Annotated in this window: 16 protein-coding genes; 6 read left to right on the top strand and 10 right to left on the bottom strand. The window is 70.5% G+C overall.

Translation table 11 applies throughout. The features are described 5' to 3' along the window. Positions 1-162: 162 nt before the first annotated feature. From AC5RV6_RS06765 to AC5RV6_RS06755, 3 genes are all read right to left on the bottom strand, one after another. The gene (locus AC5RV6_RS06765; RefSeq protein WP_494006503.1) at positions 163-711 is read right to left on the bottom strand and encodes a GNAT family N-acetyltransferase; all 549 of its coding nucleotides are present in this window, start codon (positions 709-711) and stop codon (positions 163-165) included. A gap of 72 nt (positions 712-783) precedes the next feature. Further along, complete coding sequence (locus tag AC5RV6_RS06760; protein ID WP_494006502.1) at positions 784-1,110, bottom strand: thiamine-binding protein; 327 nt, start codon at positions 1,108-1,110, stop codon at positions 784-786. A 2-nt stretch (positions 1,111-1,112) separates the two neighbouring features. Next, on the bottom strand, positions 1,113-2,630 hold the full coding sequence (locus AC5RV6_RS06755) for an APC family permease (RefSeq protein WP_494006501.1): 1,518 nt from the start codon (positions 2,628-2,630) through the stop codon (positions 1,113-1,115). A gap of 214 nt (positions 2,631-2,844) precedes the next feature. On the opposite strand from AC5RV6_RS06755, the gene pta reads away from it, so the two are divergent. The 3 genes from pta to AC5RV6_RS06740 all read left to right on the top strand — a co-directional run bounded on the left by pta (position 2,845) and on the right by AC5RV6_RS06740 (position 6,728). Continuing rightward, positions 2,845-4,920, top strand: a complete 2,076-nt coding sequence (gene pta, locus AC5RV6_RS06750) for a phosphate acetyltransferase (protein WP_494006500.1) — start codon at positions 2,845-2,847, stop codon at positions 4,918-4,920. After that, a complete protein-coding gene (locus tag AC5RV6_RS06745; RefSeq protein WP_494006499.1) occupies positions 4,920-6,089 on the top strand; it encodes an acetate/propionate family kinase in 1,170 nt (389 codons plus the stop codon). The genes pta and AC5RV6_RS06745 overlap by 1 nt, the downstream gene beginning before the upstream one ends. Positions 6,090-6,221: 132 nt before the next feature. After that, positions 6,222-6,728 (top strand): hypothetical protein, encoded by a 507-nt coding sequence (locus AC5RV6_RS06740; RefSeq protein WP_494006498.1) that lies wholly within the window; start codon positions 6,222-6,224, stop codon positions 6,726-6,728. A gap of 15 nt (positions 6,729-6,743) precedes the next feature. On the opposite strand, the gene AC5RV6_RS06735 is transcribed toward AC5RV6_RS06740, so the two are convergent. Beyond that, positions 6,744-7,055, bottom strand: coding sequence for an AzlD domain-containing protein (locus AC5RV6_RS06735; RefSeq protein ID WP_494006497.1), 312 nt, complete (start codon positions 7,053-7,055; stop codon positions 6,744-6,746). After that, complete coding sequence (locus tag AC5RV6_RS06730; RefSeq protein ID WP_494006640.1) at positions 7,052-7,744, bottom strand: AzlC family ABC transporter permease; 693 nt, start codon at positions 7,742-7,744, stop codon at positions 7,052-7,054. The genes AC5RV6_RS06735 and AC5RV6_RS06730 overlap by 4 nt, the downstream gene beginning before the upstream one ends. A 117-nt stretch (positions 7,745-7,861) precedes the next feature. On the opposite strand from AC5RV6_RS06730, the gene AC5RV6_RS06725 reads away from it, so the two are divergent. Both AC5RV6_RS06725 and AC5RV6_RS06720 read left to right on the top strand, forming a co-directional pair. After that, entirely contained in the window at positions 7,862-9,043 is a 1,182-nt protein-coding gene (locus tag AC5RV6_RS06725) for a zinc-dependent alcohol dehydrogenase (RefSeq protein WP_494006496.1), read from the top strand. Between the two features lie 216 nt (positions 9,044-9,259). Beyond that, positions 9,260-10,618: an MFS transporter gene (locus tag AC5RV6_RS06720; RefSeq protein ID WP_494006495.1), complete on the top strand. Its 1,359-nt coding sequence runs from the start codon at positions 9,260-9,262 to the stop codon at positions 10,616-10,618. On the opposite strand, the gene AC5RV6_RS06715 is transcribed toward AC5RV6_RS06720, so the two are convergent. From AC5RV6_RS06715 to AC5RV6_RS06705, 3 genes are read right to left on the bottom strand one after another with little or no spacing between them, the layout of a single operon-like run. After that, positions 10,615-11,139 (bottom strand): metallophosphoesterase family protein, encoded by a 525-nt coding sequence (locus AC5RV6_RS06715; protein ID WP_494006494.1) that lies wholly within the window; start codon positions 11,137-11,139, stop codon positions 10,615-10,617. The two genes, AC5RV6_RS06720 and AC5RV6_RS06715, sit on opposite strands and share 4 nt — an antisense overlap. Continuing rightward, on the bottom strand, positions 11,139-11,534 hold the full coding sequence (locus tag AC5RV6_RS06710) for a DoxX-related protein (RefSeq protein WP_494006493.1): 396 nt from the start codon (positions 11,532-11,534) through the stop codon (positions 11,139-11,141). The genes AC5RV6_RS06715 and AC5RV6_RS06710 overlap by 1 nt, the downstream gene beginning before the upstream one ends. 50 nt (positions 11,535-11,584) lie before the next feature. Continuing rightward, positions 11,585-12,484, bottom strand: a complete 900-nt coding sequence (locus AC5RV6_RS06705; protein WP_494006492.1) for a glycerophosphodiester phosphodiesterase — start codon at positions 12,482-12,484, stop codon at positions 11,585-11,587. 194 nt (positions 12,485-12,678) lie between these two features. Here AC5RV6_RS06705 and AC5RV6_RS06700 point away from each other — a divergent pair, with 194 nt between their 5' ends. Continuing rightward, positions 12,679-13,935: a DUF445 domain-containing protein gene (locus AC5RV6_RS06700; protein ID WP_494006491.1), complete on the top strand. Its 1,257-nt coding sequence runs from the start codon at positions 12,679-12,681 to the stop codon at positions 13,933-13,935. Positions 13,936-13,962: 27 nt separating this feature from the next. Here the strand turns inward: AC5RV6_RS06700 and AC5RV6_RS06695 are convergent, their stop codons facing one another. Further along, positions 13,963-14,718: a hypothetical protein gene (locus AC5RV6_RS06695; protein WP_494006490.1), complete on the bottom strand. Its 756-nt coding sequence runs from the start codon at positions 14,716-14,718 to the stop codon at positions 13,963-13,965. A 141-nt stretch (positions 14,719-14,859) separates the two neighbouring features. Further along, on the bottom strand, positions 14,860-15,126 hold the full coding sequence (locus AC5RV6_RS06690) for a GlsB/YeaQ/YmgE family stress response membrane protein (protein ID WP_494006489.1): 267 nt from the start codon (positions 15,124-15,126) through the stop codon (positions 14,860-14,862). Positions 15,127-15,169 lie beyond the last annotated feature (43 nt).

Below are 15,169 nucleotides of genomic sequence, written 5' to 3'. Positions count from 1 at the left end.
ACGACGAAGCAGCAGGCGCGCAGGGCGCCGACGCTGCCGGCCCGGCGAATCGGCGAGGGAAGGATCATGGTTCCAGCGTAGGCCAGCGCGGCCCCGCCGGGCCGCGGGAGCGGGCCGGTGCGGGCGGGGGTAGGGAGGGGTGGGGGCCCGGGCGGGCTGGCCTCAGCGGCGCACCATCCGGATCTGCCGTGCACCCTGCCACTCTGGGCCCTGCGCCAGCGCGGCGCCGTCGGGCCGGAAGCCGTTGCGTTCGTAGAAGGCACGGGCCCGGGGGTTGTCCTCCAGCACCCACAGCACGGCCGGACGGCCGCCGAGCGCCTCGTCCAGCAGTGCCTGTCCGGCGCCGCCGCCCTGCGCCCGGGCCAGCAGATAGAGGGCGTACAGCTCCTCCTCGGGGAGCGGCTCCTCCGGGTCGGGCGCCCGCTGCCCGGGGGCGCTCATCGGATGTTCGGGGCGGGCCGGGCCCGCTGCGGCGAAGCCGATCATCCGGTTCCGGTCATCGAAGGCGACCCAGTCCGCGGTGCGCCCCTCGGCGGTGGTCTCCGCGATCCTGCCGGCAACCCGCAGGGCACGGGCTTCGATGTCGGCCGCCATGGCGGCGAGGAACTCCGGAGCCAGCAGGTGCCCGTAGGTCTCCTGCCAGCCCTGGTGGCGAACCCGGATGATCGAGGCGGCGTCGGCGGGGACGGCAGGGCGGACGGTGAAATTCATGCCCGCAGTGTAAGCCCGTGCCCTCTGCTTCGCGCTGACTCCCTGCCCTGCCCGGCCCGGTGCGCCGGGGTGCTACTGCCGGTCCAGCGCCGCCTCGAGCCGCTCGATCTTGCCGGTCAGCTCGCCGTCGTGGCCGGGCCGGATGTCGGCCTTCAGCACCAGGGACACCCGGCTGCCGTATTGTCCGACGGCTTCGGTGGCCCTGCGGACGACATCCATGCACTCCTCCCAGCTGCCCTCGACGGTGGTGAACATGGCGTCGGTGCGGTTGGGCAGTCCTGACTCCCGGACCACCCGGACAGCGGCGGCCACGGCGTCGTGCACCGAGGCGTCGTCCCCGCCGCCCGACGGGCTGAGCGGACCGGTTCCGGACGGGGCAACGGAAAACGCGACGAGCATTCCTATCCTTCCGTGGTGGGCCCGGCCTCGTGCGCACCGCGCACCGAGGCGAACTTTTCGTTCAGCCGGGAATGGCGCTGGCCGTAGGCGAAGTAGAGGACGAATCCGGCCACGAGCCAGAAGGCGAAGTAGATCCAGGTCTCCACGGCCAGGTTGGTCATCAGGTACAGGCAGAGCACCGCGGACAGCACCGGCAGCACCGGCCCGAAGGGCACCCGGAACGCCGGCTTCAGGTCCGGACGCTTCCGCCGCAGCACCAGCACGCCCAGGCTTACCACGACGAACGCGGACAGCGTGCCGATGTTGATCATTTCCTCCAGCACGTCCACCTGGGTGAAGCCCGCGGTCAGGGCCACCAGGACGCCGAGCAGGATCTGCAGCCGGGCCGGAGTGGCGTGCTTGTCGGAGGTCCGGGACAGGGCGCGGGGCAGCAGCCCGTCGCGGGACATGGCCAGCACCACCCGGGCCAGGCCCATCAGCAGCACCATGATCACGGTGGTCAGGCCGATCAGGGAGCCGACGGCGATCACCGACGCCGCGCCCTCGTTGCCCACCAGCGCAAACGCGGTGGCCAGGTTCGGATCCTCGGCCTCGGCCAGTGCGGTGTACGGAACCATGCCGGTCAGCGCCAGCGAGACGCCGATGTAGAGCAGGGTGACGACGGCGAGGCCGGCGAAGATGCCGCGCGGAAGGGTCTTGCCCGGATCCTTGACCTCCTCCGCGGAGGTCGCGACGACGTCGAACCCGATAAAGGCGAAGAACACGATCGCGGCGCCGGCGAAGACACCGAACAGGCCGTACTGGGCCGGGGCCGCGCCGGTGAGGAAGGAGAACAGGGACTGCTGCAGCACTCCCGAACTGGTGTCGGTGGACGTGGGCACCGCGTCCGGGATGAACGGGGTGTAATTCTCCGCCTTCACGTAGAAGAACCCGGCCACGATCACGAACAGCACCACGCCCACCTTGATGATGGTGAAGACGTTGCCGACCCGGGCGGACAGCTTGGTGCCCATCACGAGCAGGAAGGTGAACACCGCGACGATCAGGAACGGACCCCAGGTCAGCGTCAGGGCGCCCAGGTCGATGGTCGCGGGTATGTCCCAGCCGATCAGGCCGAAGACTTCGCTGAGGTAGATGCCCCAGTACTTGGCGATCACGGCCGCAGCGGTGAACAGCTCGAGGATGAGGTTCCAGCCGATGATCCACGCCACCAGCTCGCCCATTGTGGCGTAGGTGAAGACGTAGGCGGAGCCGGCCACCGGAATCGCGGTGGCGAACTCGGCGTAACACATGATGGCCAGCGCGCAGGTGACCGCGGCCAGGATGAAGGAGACCGTGACCGCCGGCCCGGCGAACTGGCCGGCCGCGCGGGCACCGACGGAGAAGATCCCGGCGCCCACGGCGACCGCGACACCCATGATCATCAGGTCCCAGGTGGTCAGCGTCCGCTTCAGGCGGCGTCCGGGTTCGTCGGCGTCGGCCAGCGAATTCTCAATGGGCTTGGTTCGGAACAGGTTCACGGTCGTCCTCGGTTGGAGCTCGGGATCGTTGGCCGGCCGTCCCCTGCGGGAGGCGTGCGTTCAAGCTTAGCCGACCCTGTGGCCCCTGCCACTGACGCACCCCGGACCATTGGCGTCGGGGGCGCACCTGCTGACAAGCCCGGCCCGGTTTGCCACTATGGGAGGACTCCGGCTCCGGCCGGCGTCCGGATTTGCCGCTACGGAGGGAACACCCATGGCCCGCGGAATCTATATCAGCGCCATGACGCCCGCTTCCGGCAAGTCGCTGATCAGCCTGGGGCTGGCGGACATGCTGCACCGGCACGCAGACCGCATCGGGTTCTTCCGCCCCATCGTGGAGGGCGGCGAACCGGCGGAGGACCCGATGGTCCGGCTGATGCAGCGCCGCTTCGACCTCGATCCCAAACACTGCCGCGGCGGGCTGACCCGCCGGCAGCTGCGGTCCCTGCTGGTGGCCGGGGAACGCGGCGAGGTCGACGCGCGCTGCATGGCCGTCTACAACGAAATCGCGGCGGAGACCGACGTGGTGATCATTGAGGGCACCGACCTCAGCGGCCACGACGTCGCCCTCGAATTCGACCTCAACGCGCGGCTCGCCAACAACCTCGGCGCCGTCGTCCTCGCCGTCGTCAATGCCCGGGACACGAGCGTGGAGGAGACGGTGGACGCCGTCGACGTCGCCCGCCGCCAGCTCGCGGCGGCGCGGTGCGACCTGCTGGCCATGATGGTCAACCGGGCCGACGACGACGACGTCGAGGACATCCGCACCGGCATGCGGCCCGGAGCCTCCGGGCGGCCGGTCTACGTCATTCCGGAGCTGGACATCATCTCGCAGCCGTCCGTTTCCGAAGTCGCCAGGGCGCTGGAGGCCCGCCATGTGGCCGGCAGCGCCTCCATGGAACGCGACGTGAGCGGCGCGAAGGTCGGCGCGATGACGGTGGGGCACTTCCTGGGGCAGCTGCGCGACGGGAACCTGGTGATCGCTCCCGGCGACCGTTCCGACATCATGGTGGGGGCTTTGGCGTCCTCCTTTTCCCCCGAGTTCCCCGTGCCCAGCTCCATGTTCCTCACCGGCGGGCTGGAGATCGATCCGCACATGCTCTCCCTGCTGGCGCAGGCGCCCTTCCCGGTCTTCACCGTGGAGCAGGACACGTACGCGACCGCCCGCCGGATCAGCCAGGTCCGCGGGGAGATCTCCTCCGGGCAGCGGCGCAAGGTGGCGGCGGCGCTGGGCGTCTGGACCCGGTCCGTGGATGAGGCCGAACTCCTGGAACGGCTGGCGCTGCCGCGGCCGGAAAAGACGACCCCGCTGCGCTTTTTGAACGAGCTGATCGTCCGGGCGCGCGCCCGCCGCCGGCACATCGTGCTGCCGGAGGGGCTGGACGTGCGCATCCTGCGCGCCGCGGAGATCCTGCACCGCCGCGACGTGTGCGCGCTGACCCTGCTCGGCCCGGAGGGCCAGGTGCGTGAGCTGGCCGCGAGCGAAGGCATCGACCTGTCCGGGACCGCCATCATCAACCCGGCCACCAGCGGCCTCCGGGACGAGTTCGCGCGGGAGTACGTGCAGCTCCGGGCCAAGAAGGGCGTGAGCCTGGAGGACGCGCAGGAACGTATGCTGCACGGGGCATATTTCGGCACGATGATGGTCCAGCTGGGCCGCGTGGACGGCATGGTCTCCGGAGCGGCCCACACCACGGCCAACACCATCCGTCCGGCCCTGGAGTTCATCCGCACCCGGGAAGGCGTGCACATCGTCTCCTCCGTCTTCCTGATGCTGCTGCAGGACCGGGTGCTGGTGTACGGTGACTGCGCGGTGAACCTGGACCCCGACGCCGAGCAGCTGGCCGACATCGCCGTCGCCTCCGCCCGCACCGCGGAACAGTTCGGCGTGAGCCCGCGGGTGGCGATGCTCTCCTACTCCACCGGCGCCTCGGGCCACGGCGAGTCGGTGGACAAGGTCCGACGCGCCACCGAGCTGGTCCGCCGGCTCCGCCCGGAGCTTCCGGTGGAGGGTCCCATCCAGTACGACGCCGCCGTGGATGCTTCGGTCGCCGCGTCGAAGGCGCCGGGATCCTCGGTGGCGGGGCAGGCCACCGTCTTCATCTTTCCGGACCTGAACACCGGCAACAACACCTACAAGGCGGTGCAGCAGTCCGCCGGAGCCGTGGCCGTGGGCCCGGTCCTGCAGGGACTGCGCAAGCCCGTCAACGACCTGTCCCGGGGGTGCACCGTGGAGGACATTGTCAACACCGTGGCCATTACCGCCGTCCAGGCACAGGAGGAGGGCTGATGCTGGTCCTGGTGATCAACTCCGGCTCCTCCTCCCTGAAGTATCAGCTCAGGGACACCGACACGCATGACCTGCTGGCCAAGGGCAACGTGGAACGGATCGGCAGCGAGCAGGTCCCGGACCACGCCGCCGCCTTCGACGTGCTGCGCCGCGAGCTCGAGCCGGCCCTGCACGGGCAGCAGATCGACGCCGTCGGGCACCGGGTGGTGCATGGAGGCGAGCGTTTCAGCGGGCCGGTGCTGATCGACAATGAAATCACCCGCGCCATCGAGCGGCTCAGCCCGCTGGCACCGCTGCACAACCCGGCGAGCGCCATGGGAATCCGCGCCGTCGAGAAACGCTGGCCCAGGATGCCCCAGGTCGCGGTGTTCGACACCGCGTTCCACCGCACGCTGCCGGAGACCGCCTGGCGGTACGCCGTTCCGGACGATCTGTACCGCCGCTACGGCATCCGCCGCTACGGCTTCCACGGCACCAGCTACGGCTACGTGACCGACAAGGCAGCCGGAATGCTGGGCATACCGCTGGAGGAGTTCAACGCCGTGATCGCCCATCTGGGCAACGGCGCGTCCGTCACCGCCATCCGGCACGGCCGCAGCATCGATACCTCCATGGGCTTCACGCCGCTGGCGGGGCTGGTGATGGGCACCCGCAGCGGAGACATCGACCCGTCCGTGCTGATCTTCCTGCAGCGGCGGGGCTGGGACGCCGAACAGCTGGATGACCTGCTGAACCGCGAATCGGGGCTGCTCGCCCTGTCGGGCGAATCGGACATGCGGAACATCGAGGCCGCCGCCGGGGAGGGCAGCGAGCGGGCCGCCCTGACCCTGGACCTCGCCGCCTACCGGCTGGCGAAGTACATCGGCGGCTACCATGTGGCGGTCGGCGGGGCCCGTGCCGTGGCCTTCACCGCCGGCATCGGCGAGCGCTCCCCCGACTTCCGGGAACGGACCGTCCGGCTCCTGGAGCCCCTGGGAATCACACTGGACGACGCCGCCAACCTCACCGCCGGGTCGGAGCCGGCGGTGATCAGCACTCCCGAATCGGCGATTCCGGTCCTCGTGGTGCCCACCGACGAGGAGGAAGCGATCGCCCTGGCGACCGCCGAGCTGGTCGCCCGGTCCGTCGGTGAAGGGTCCGGTGCGGGGCCCGGTGAAGGAGCCGGCTAGCAGTCCGCAGGGGACTGCGGGCAACGGATCCACAACTGCCGCTTAGGCGCTGACAGGCGCACGGCGGCGCTGCTAGCCTCGACAGGCAAGGTCAAGCAGCGGCCTGTCGTCTACGCGCCAGCGGAGTCCGTCATGGAACACAGCCTGCGTGTCCTGGTCCGGGTCGATACGGCCAAGGCAAGCGCCGCGATTGAAGTCCGCGGCTGCCTCACCCCCGAGACCTATCCCTCCCTCGTGAACATCCTCCGGCATACCGCCACCCTGGGCGCCGTCATGGCGGTGAACCTGCTTCGGGCCCGGCACATCGACGGCGAGGCCCTGCGCGCGCTGCTGGAGCTCACCGCCTCCCGGATCGCCGGAGGAGCGGCGTCCGACGGGCCGGCCGGCATCCCGGCGACCGTGGAGGTGCCGGAAGCGCTGCCGGCCTGCGCCCCGCGCGGCCTGCTGGAGCGCGGTGGCCCGGCGGCCACCGCCGGGACCGCTGCTGTGCCCGCCGCCGGGACTGCGGCGTCGCAGCGGCGTCCGCTGAGCAATGAGGAAGCCTTCGCCCGCGCCTTCCTGCTGCATGACTCTTCCGTCCTGCCGACCCCGCAGGACCGGCCGGAGAGCGGCAGGAGTCCGGTCTCCGGGTTCGGGTAGCCGGGCGGCTTCAGTTCAGGCAGCGCCGGCCAGCCGCGCCAGGGCTGCGGCGGCGGCACCCGCCACGACCACCGCCAGGAACGGGGCCCGCAGCACGAGCGCGACGGCGGCCGCTGCGAGGGCGGCAAGCCGTGCGTCGAGCACCACCTCCTGGCCGCTGGCGGCAGTGTTCATTGCCGTGAGGCCGGCCAGCAGCCCGATGGTCAGCGCTCCCGCGGTCCGGGTCACCCACGGCCTCTCCAGCACCCGCACCGGCACGAGGTAACCGGCCAGCTTGGTCAGGTAGCCGACCGCGCAGGCGGCAAGGATCCACAGCCACAGGCTCATCTTGTCCCTCCTGCCGGAGCCGGCGACGCGCCGTCGGGGCCGCGCCCGAGCAGCAGCTGCGCTCCGACCGCCACCGCCCCGGCCACCAGGATCGGCAGGCCCGGAGGGATCAGCGGCACGGTCAGGATGGTCGCCGCGGCGGCCGCGACCGCCACCGCCACGGCGTCGCCGCTCTTCAAGCGGGGCCAGAGCAGGGCCAGGAAGGCCGCAACGGCGGCGCCGTCCAGGCCCCAGGCGCGGGGGTCGCCCATGGCTTCGCCGGCGAGGGCGCCCACCGCAGTGAAAAGGTTCCAGAGGATGAAGATTCCCAGCCCGGCTGTCAAGAATCCGCGCCGCTGCTCGTCCGGGTCCGTCTGGCCGCTTGCCACGGCGGTCGACTCGTCGATCGTCACATGCGCCGCCAGCGCCCGGCGGGACCGCGGGGGACGCAGCAGGGCGTTCAGCTGCATCCCGTAGATGCTGTTGCGCACGCCCAGCAGCGCGGAGGCCCCCAGGGCGGCGGCTCCGCTGCCCCCGCCGGCCAGGACGCCCACGAAAGCGAACTGGGATCCGCCGCTGAACAGCAGCGCGCTCAGTGCCACCGCCTGCCAGAAGGAAAGGCCCGCGGCCACCGCGAGCGCTCCGAAGGAGACACCGTAGAGGCCGGTTCCCACGGCAATGGCCATTCCGATCCGCACCGCCGGCGTCATCCCTGCTCTCACCCTGCCACGGTAGCGCGAGTTGCACGGGGGCCATTTGTCAGCACCCTTACTATTTGGCAGGATGGAGCCCAACGTCCCATCCATGAACGCCACAGGAGGCAACAGATGAAGGCAGTTACCTGGCAGGGCAAGCGCAGGATCGGCGTCGAGCAGGTCCCGGATCCGGTGATCCAGGAGCCCACCGATGCGATCATCAGGGTCACCTCCACCGCCATCTGCGGCTCCGACCTGCACCTCTACGAGGTTCTCGGCCCGTACATGAAGTCCGGTGACATCCTCGGCCACGAACCGATGGGCATCGTGGAGGAGGTCGGCGCCGCGGTGACCAACCTGAAGCCCGGAGACCGGGTGGTCATCCCCTTCCAGATCGCCTGCGGCCACTGCTTCATGTGCCGCCAGGGCCTGCAGACCCAGTGCGAAACCACGCAGGTCCGGGAGAAGGGCTCCGGCGCCCCGCTCTTCGGCTACTCCGAGCTCTACGGCTCCGTGCCCGGCGGCCAGGCCGAGTACCTGCGGGTGCCGCACGCCGACTACGGCCCGATCGTCGTCGGGCAGGAACTGCCGGATGACCGCTACCTCTTCCTCTCCGACATCCTGCCCACCGCCTGGCAGGCCGTGGCCTACGCCGACGTTCCCGCCGGCGGCACCCTCTCGGTGTACGGCCTCGGCCCGGTGGGCCAGTTCAGCGCACGGATCGGCCGCCACCTCGGCTACCGCGTGCTCGCCGTCGACCCGGTTGCCGAACGCCGCGAGATGGCCGCACGCCACGGCGCGGAGGTGCTGGACCTGCACAAGAACGTCGCCGACGAACTCCGGGACCTGACCGACGGCCGCGGGCCGGACTCCGTCGTCGACGCCGTCGGCATGGAGGCGCACGGCTCCCATGTCGGCGCCGCCGCCCAGCACGCGGTGGGACTGCTGCCGGACAAGCTCGCGCAGAAGGCCATGGAGACCGCCGGCACCGACCGCCTCTCCGCCCTGCACGGGGCCATCGACGCGGTCCGCCGCGGCGGCACCGTCTCGCTCTCCGGCGTCTACGGCGGCATGGCCAGCCCGATGCCGCTGATGAACATGTTCGACAAGCAGCTGAACCTGCGGATGGGACAGGCCAACGTCAAGCGCTGGGTGGATGACCTCCTGCCCCTGGTGGAGGACCCCTCGGACCCGCTGGCCGTCATGGACATGACCACCCACCGCGCCGGCCTGGACGAGGCGCCGGCCCTCTACGAGAAGTTCCAGAAGAAGGAAGACGGCTGCATCAAGGTGGTCCTGAACCCCTCCGCCTGACACCGGACCGTCCGCCGGGGCCCGCACCTTTCCTTCGGAGGTGCGGGCCCCTCTGCGTGTGTGAACCGGAAATGTAACCGACTTCATAGCTGTAATTGCTCTCACAGCAATCCGGGCGTACTCTCGAAAAGTTCATTTTTCGAACTGTTGTTCAGTATGCGAACACAGTGATCGGGGGCGGCACCGCCGCCGCCCCCTATGAGTTAGGTAATGCCCATGGAAATCAAGGAACGCCTCGAGGCGGCTCCCATGAAGCGCACGCAGATCGGCATCGTCGCCATCTGCGTCGCCCTGAACATGATCGACGGCTTCGACGTGCTGGTGATGGCCTTCAGCGCCAACGCGATCAGTGAGCACTGGGACCTCAGCGGCTCCGAGCTGGGCCTGCTGCTCTCCGCCGCCCTCTTCGGCATGGCGGTCGGCTCCATCCTGCTGGCCCAGGTGGCCGATGTCATCGGCCGCCAGAAGACCATCCTGATCTGCGCCCTGGTGATCTCGGCCGGCATGCTGGCCTCGGCGTTCGCGCCCAGCTACCAGGTCCTGTTCGTGCTGCGCTTCATCACGGGCCTGGCCATCGGCACCATGCAGGCCAGCCTGAACGTCTACGTCTCCGAGTACTCCTCGGCCAAGCGACGTTCCACCGCCATCAGCCTCTACAGCGCTGGTCAGCCCATCGGCGGCGCGCTGGGCGGCATCATCGCCGGCGTGCTCATCGCCCAGTTCAGCTGGCACGCCGCGTTCATCTTCGGCGGCCTGATCACGCTGGCCATGATTCCGTTCATCCTCAAGGTGCTGCCCGAGTCCCTGGACTACCTGATGGTCAAGCGCCCCGCCGGCGCCCTGGACAAGATGAACCGCATCCTCGCCCGGCTCGAGCAGCCCGCCGTCACCGAAGTGCCGCACGCACCGGCAGGCACCGCCGTGACCACCGGCGCGCGCTGGAAGGCACTGTTCTCCAGCCGCTACGCCGCCACCACGCTGTTCCTGTCCGTGGCTTTCCTGATGCTCATGGCCTCCTTCTACTTCGCCAACTCATGGACCCCCAAGCTGATCACCGAAACCGGCCACTCGGCCCAGGACGGCATCACGGCCGGCACCCTGTTCAGCCTCGGCGCGATCTTCGGCTCCATCGTGTTCGGCCTCATCGCCGCCCGCTGGAACCTCAAGTGGGTCCTGGTGACGTTCTTCATCCTCGCCGCGGGCGGCTTCGCCCTGTACGCCGTCTCCACGGCCTCCACGGCGACCGCCCTGCCGGCCGCGGCGCTGCTCGGCTTCCTGGTCAACGCGGGCATTGCCGGCATGTTCTCGATCGGTCCGGTCTACTACTCCTCCGACGTGCGGGCCACGGCGATCGGCTTCATCACCGGCATGGGCCGGATCGGCGCCATCATCTCCCCGATCGTCGCCGGCGCGCTCATGGACGGCGGCTGGAAGCCGGGCAACCTGTACTTCCTGTTCATCGTGCCGATGGTGCTCGGCGGCCTGGCGATCGCCTCGCTGCGCAGCCGTGCGAAGGCGGGCGCCCCGGCGTCGGCAGCTGCCGCTCCGGCGCCGCGGGAAACCGCGGGCGTCTAGGCCGCAGGCGGGCCGGACCTGCGCGGCGGAAGCCGCCGCAGGTCCGCCCGCACCGCCCCACCGTCGATCTGCAGCTCCATGTAGGTGCAGAACGGTTGGCGCCGGCGGTCGGTGGGCGAGCCGGGGTTGAGCAGCCGCAGGCCACCGGGTGCGGTGGTGTCCCACGGGATGTGGCTGTGCCCAAAGACCAAAAGGTCCGTCCCGGGGAAGGCATGCTCCATCCGGGCCTCCCGGCCCTTGGCCGCCCCGGTTTCATGCACGACGGCGATCCGCACGTCCTCGACGACGGCGCGGGCCACCTCGGGCAGCCGCGCCCGCAGGTCGGGCCCGTCGTTGTTTCCCCAGCAGCCGAGCAGGGACCGGGAACGGGCCTCGAGCTCGTCGAGCAGGTCCAGGCTGACCCAGTCCCCGGCGTGGATGACCAGGTCCGCGGCCTCCACCGCGGTCCACACCTCCTCCGGCAGCACCTTGGCCCGGCGCGGCAGGTGCGTGTCGGCCAGCAGCAGCACTCGCGTGGGCATCAGCGGCGCAGGCTCCAGGCCCAGCGGATCAGCGGAAGCTGCAGCGGCAGGCGCAGCGAGTGGATGATCCGGGCCTGCCGGCTGCCGCGGGGCGAGAACGCCCGCTCCAATGCACTGATGTGCCCGGCGATGAATCCGACATACATGGCAGCAGTCGCCGTCGCCGCGGCCCTGCGGGTGGCCGGCAGCAGCAGCGCGGCCGCGGCGGCAAACTCAAGCACTCCGCTCAGGTGGACCCACTGCCGGCGGGTCAGCACGCCGAAGCGGCCCTGCGTGTCGGTGGAGATGCTGCGCGGCACCACCTGGTTGTAAAACCGCGGGTTGCGGAAATGGTTCACCGCACTCGCGGAGAGCAGCGCCGCCATCGCTGCGGCGGAAAGCGTCCTGCCGTTCATCCCTGATGCCTCCGGGCCTCGTCCACGCCCGTCGCGGGCACGGGCCCAGCCTAACCCTCCGCCCCCGCCCGGTCCGTCCGCACGGCCGACACGCCCCGGCCCAGCAGGGCCAGCATCTCGGCCGGATGGTTGGTGGTGATCTCCTGGACCCCCAGATCCTGCAGAAAGGCCAGATCGTCAGCGCTGTCCACGGTCCAGACGCGCTGCACCAGCCCGGCTCCGATCCAGCTGCGGATCCGTTCCTGATGCTCGCGGACGTACTCCACCCCGGGGCCGGCCACGCCTGCCGCGCCGCTGTCCAGCAGCGCCTCGCCCTCGTTCACGGCCATCCGCAGCAGGTGCACCAGGGCCGCCATGCCCAGCGGGCCGGCGGCGACGCGCTCGCGCACCTGTTCCGGTTCGACGTCGGCCACCAGCTGGCAGACCGCCGCCGGGGGCACCAGTTCCAGCATGCGCCGGCAGGAATCGGGGCTGAAGCTCATGAAGCTCACCTGCACCGCGCCCAGCCGGGACACGGCGGGGTCGAAGCCCCTCTCGAGCAGCAGTTCCAGGACCTTCTCCTCCAGCAGCAGGCCCGACGGGCTGGGGTGCTTGAGCTCGATGGCGAGCCTGATCTCCCGTCCGTCCTCCGCCAGCAGGTCCAGCACGTCCGCCAGGGTCATGAACTGCTCCGACGGCGCCCCGTACTCCACCGGCACCGCCGCACCCTTCCAGGAGGAGAAGTCGAAGCCGCGCAGCTCCTGGACCGTGTAGTCCCAGACGTCACCGGTTCCGTCGGAGGTGCGGTCCAGGGTGTCGTCATGGATGCAGACCGGTTGGTCGTCCCGGCTGAGCCGGACGTCGCACTCCACGCCGTCGGCGCCGTCGGCCAGCGCCTGCAGGAAGGCCGCCCTGGTGTGCTCGGCGTACCGGCCGCTGGCGCCCCGGTGGGCGAAGATCAGCTGGTCCAAGGGTCCTCCCGTTCCGCCGGCCCGCGCCGGGCCCGCTCCTCCAACCCTAGGCGAGGGCCGGGCCCCCTGTCAGGGCAGTGGGCACCGATCCGCATCAGCGGCCGCCAAGGGCCGGGGACTACACTGGGGAGCCGGATCCCGGACCCGGGCTGATCCTCCCGGGCGCCCGGCCGCCAGGAACGAAGGAGCACCGGATGGCAGTCGCAGCCGTGACCGAGGAGCAGCGGGCCGAGGCCCTGCGCCGGATGAAGCTGCTGGCCACGGGCCTGCTGGGCGTCCTGGCCGTGATCTTCGTGTTCGCCTTCGCCTTCCAGGAGCGCTGGCCCTGGCTGCAGTATGTCCGGGCCGCGGCCGAGGGCGGCATGGTCGGCGCCCTGGCCGACTGGTTCGCCGTCACGGCCCTGTTCCGCCATCCCATGGGGCTGAAGATTCCGCACACCGCCATCATTCCGCGCCGCAAGGACCAGATCGGCGCCTCGCTTGGCCAGTTCGTGGAGGAGAACTTCCTGTCCGAGGAGGTCGTGCGCTCCAAGCTCGCGTCGGTGGGGGTGGCCGAGAAGGCCGGAGCCTGGCTGGCCCGCCCGGAGGGTGCGGACCGGGTGGCGGCCGAGGGGTCGGCCGCGATCCGCGGCATCCTGCGGGTGCTCGACGACGACGCCGTACGGGACGTCATCGAGTCCATCTTCCGCCGCCACGTGGTGGACCCGCAGTGGGGGCCGCCGGCCGGGCGGATGCTGGAGCAGGTCTTTGAACAGGGCCACCACCACCGGCTGGTGGACCTGGTCGTGGACAGCGTCGTGGACTGGACCCGGAAGAATCCGGGGGTGCTGCCCCGCCTGGTGGCCGAGCGGTCGCCGTCGTGGGTGCCGGCGTTCGTGGACGACCTGGTGGCCGAGCGGGTGCAGCTGGAGCTGGACCGGTTCCTGGTGGCGGTCCAGCAGGATCCCGACCACCAGCTGCGCCGGGCCCTGGACGGCTATCTGACCGGGGTGGCCAAGGACCTGCAGACCGATCCGGAGGTGATGGCCCGGGCGGACTCCGTCAAGGAGCAGGTGCTGGACGACCCGCGCGTCCGGGACCTGGTCACCCGCACCTGGACCACCGTCAAGGGCGCCCTGGTCACGGCCGTCGAGGATCCGGACAGCGAGCTGAGTACCAATTTCAAGGCCGCGGTGCGGGAGTTCGGACAGCGGCTGGTCGACGAGCCCGAGCTGGCCGGAAAGGTTAACCGGTACGTCGCGGATGCGGCGTCCTACCTGGTGAACACCTACCGCAGCGACATCGCCGGCGTGATCACCGAGACCGTGGAGCGCTGGGACGCCGTCGAGACCTCGGAGAAGATCGAACTCCAGGTCGGCCGGGACCTGCAGTACATCCGCATCAACGGCACCGTGGTCGGGTCGCTGGCCGGCCTGCTGATCTTCACGATCGCGCACGCCGTCTTCGGCTGATCCGGCCGTTCAACCCGGTCGGCCGGGTCAGGCCGCCGGGCCGTCCGGCAGCGCCCGCAGGTCGGCGGCCAGCTCGCCGTCGAGCGTCTCCGGAGCCGGGCCGAAGGCCCGCCGTGTGGAGGCGATGACCGCCCGTCCCATGGCGAGGTTCCCGGCACCGCCGACGACGGCGCCCACGCCCAGCGGCAGCGCGCGTCCCAGCATGGCGGTGCCCTGCCGGGCGACGACCTTGCGCATGAACCGGCGGCGGATGGTGGCCCCGAGGTTGCCCATGACGCCGGAGGGCATGCCGCCGATCGTTCCGGCCCACGGGGAGCCGCCCCGGCCGGACGCCAGCTGCTGCATCAGGGAGGTGCCCTCTTCGCCGAGCATGATGGCCATGACCATGGTCCGCGAGCGCTCGGGGTCGGCGAGCCGGATGCCGTGGATCTCCGCCACCGACTGGGCAAACAGCGCAGTGGCCTCCAGGAAGCCCACCGTCGCCGCGGCGGAGAGCCCCAGCGCCGCGACGGTTCCGACGGCGGGGACGACGGCGGTGGCGCCGACCGCGGCACCGGTGCCGGTCACCGCGCCCAGGTAGTGCTTTTCGAGGATGCCCACGAGTTCAGCTGCGGAGGCGTCGGGGTGCTTGCGCTGCAGCCGGCGGATGTTGGCCAGGACCAGGGGCCGCTGCACCTCCACCGCTTTTTCGATGCCGCGCACCACTGCGGGTTTGGGGGTGCCGTCCTTGCCGAACACGCTGCGGCCGGCCAGGCGGAAGGCGCGGTTGGAATTCTTGGCCATGGCGAACAGAGCTTCCTTTCCTTCAGGGTCCGGGGCGGCGGCCCTGTGAAGAGGGTACGTGAGACACGTCAGGGGCGGCCCGGCGGAAGAGTGCTTCCGCCGGACCGCCCCGTCGCCCGCTTCAAAGAGCGGGACCTTGAGTTAGGCGCGTGCCCGGTTCTTGGTCAGGAAACCGTAGACGAGCAGGACGACGATGGAGCCCAGGATGGCCAGCAGCCAGGTCTGGATGGAGAAGAAGTCCTCCAGGCCTGCGTCGAAGAGGACGCTGCCCAGGAAGCCGCCCAGCAGTGCGCCGACGACGCCGAGCACCATCGTGATGATGATGCCGCCGCCCTGGCGGCCCGGGAGGATGGCCTTGGCGATCAGACCGGCAAGCAGTCCGAGGACGATCCAACCAATGATTCCCATGATGAATACTCCTTGCGTGGTACGAGTAGTGACTTTTCCAGCT

Source organism: Arthrobacter saudimassiliensis (assembly GCF_059090665.1).
The sequence above is the reverse complement of the archived record's forward strand: the minus strand, read 5'-3'. Positions and strand labels throughout refer to the sequence as shown.

What these genes read in the sequence shown, in the direction of transcription:
- AC5RV6_RS06735 (WP_494006497.1), bottom strand. Translation starts at nt 7,055, where the DNA reads ATGAGCCTGTGGCTGTGGATCCTTGCCGCCTGCGCGGTCGGCTACCTG.
- AC5RV6_RS06690 (WP_494006489.1), bottom strand. Translation starts at nt 15,126, where the DNA reads ATGGGAATCATTGGTTGGATCGTCCTCGGACTGCTTGCCGGTCTGATC.
- pta (WP_494006500.1), top strand. Translation starts at nt 2,845, where the DNA reads ATGGCCCGCGGAATCTATATCAGCGCCATGACGCCCGCTTCCGGCAAG.
- AC5RV6_RS06695 (WP_494006490.1), bottom strand. Translation starts at nt 14,718, where the DNA reads ATGGCCAAGAATTCCAACCGCGCCTTCCGCCTGGCCGGCCGCAGCGTG.
- AC5RV6_RS06740 (WP_494006498.1), top strand. Translation starts at nt 6,222, where the DNA reads ATGGAACACAGCCTGCGTGTCCTGGTCCGGGTCGATACGGCCAAGGCA.
- AC5RV6_RS06710 (WP_494006493.1), bottom strand. Translation starts at nt 11,534, where the DNA reads ATGAACGGCAGGACGCTTTCCGCCGCAGCGATGGCGGCGCTGCTCTCC.
- AC5RV6_RS06730 (WP_494006640.1), bottom strand. Translation starts at nt 7,744, where the DNA reads ATGACGCCGGCGGTGCGGATCGGAATGGCCATTGCCGTGGGAACCGGC.
- AC5RV6_RS06765 (WP_494006503.1), bottom strand. Translation starts at nt 711, where the DNA reads ATGAATTTCACCGTCCGCCCTGCCGTCCCCGCCGACGCCGCCTCGATC.
- AC5RV6_RS06715 (WP_494006494.1), bottom strand. Translation starts at nt 11,139, where the DNA reads ATGCCCACGCGAGTGCTGCTGCTGGCCGACACGCACCTGCCGCGCCGG.
- AC5RV6_RS06760 (WP_494006502.1), bottom strand. Translation starts at nt 1,110, where the DNA reads ATGCTCGTCGCGTTTTCCGTTGCCCCGTCCGGAACCGGTCCGCTCAGC.
- AC5RV6_RS06725 (WP_494006496.1), top strand. Translation starts at nt 7,862, where the DNA reads ATGAAGGCAGTTACCTGGCAGGGCAAGCGCAGGATCGGCGTCGAGCAG.
- AC5RV6_RS06720 (WP_494006495.1), top strand. Translation starts at nt 9,260, where the DNA reads ATGGAAATCAAGGAACGCCTCGAGGCGGCTCCCATGAAGCGCACGCAG.
- AC5RV6_RS06745 (WP_494006499.1), top strand. Translation starts at nt 4,920, where the DNA reads ATGCTGGTCCTGGTGATCAACTCCGGCTCCTCCTCCCTGAAGTATCAG.
- AC5RV6_RS06700 (WP_494006491.1), top strand. Translation starts at nt 12,679, where the DNA reads ATGGCAGTCGCAGCCGTGACCGAGGAGCAGCGGGCCGAGGCCCTGCGC.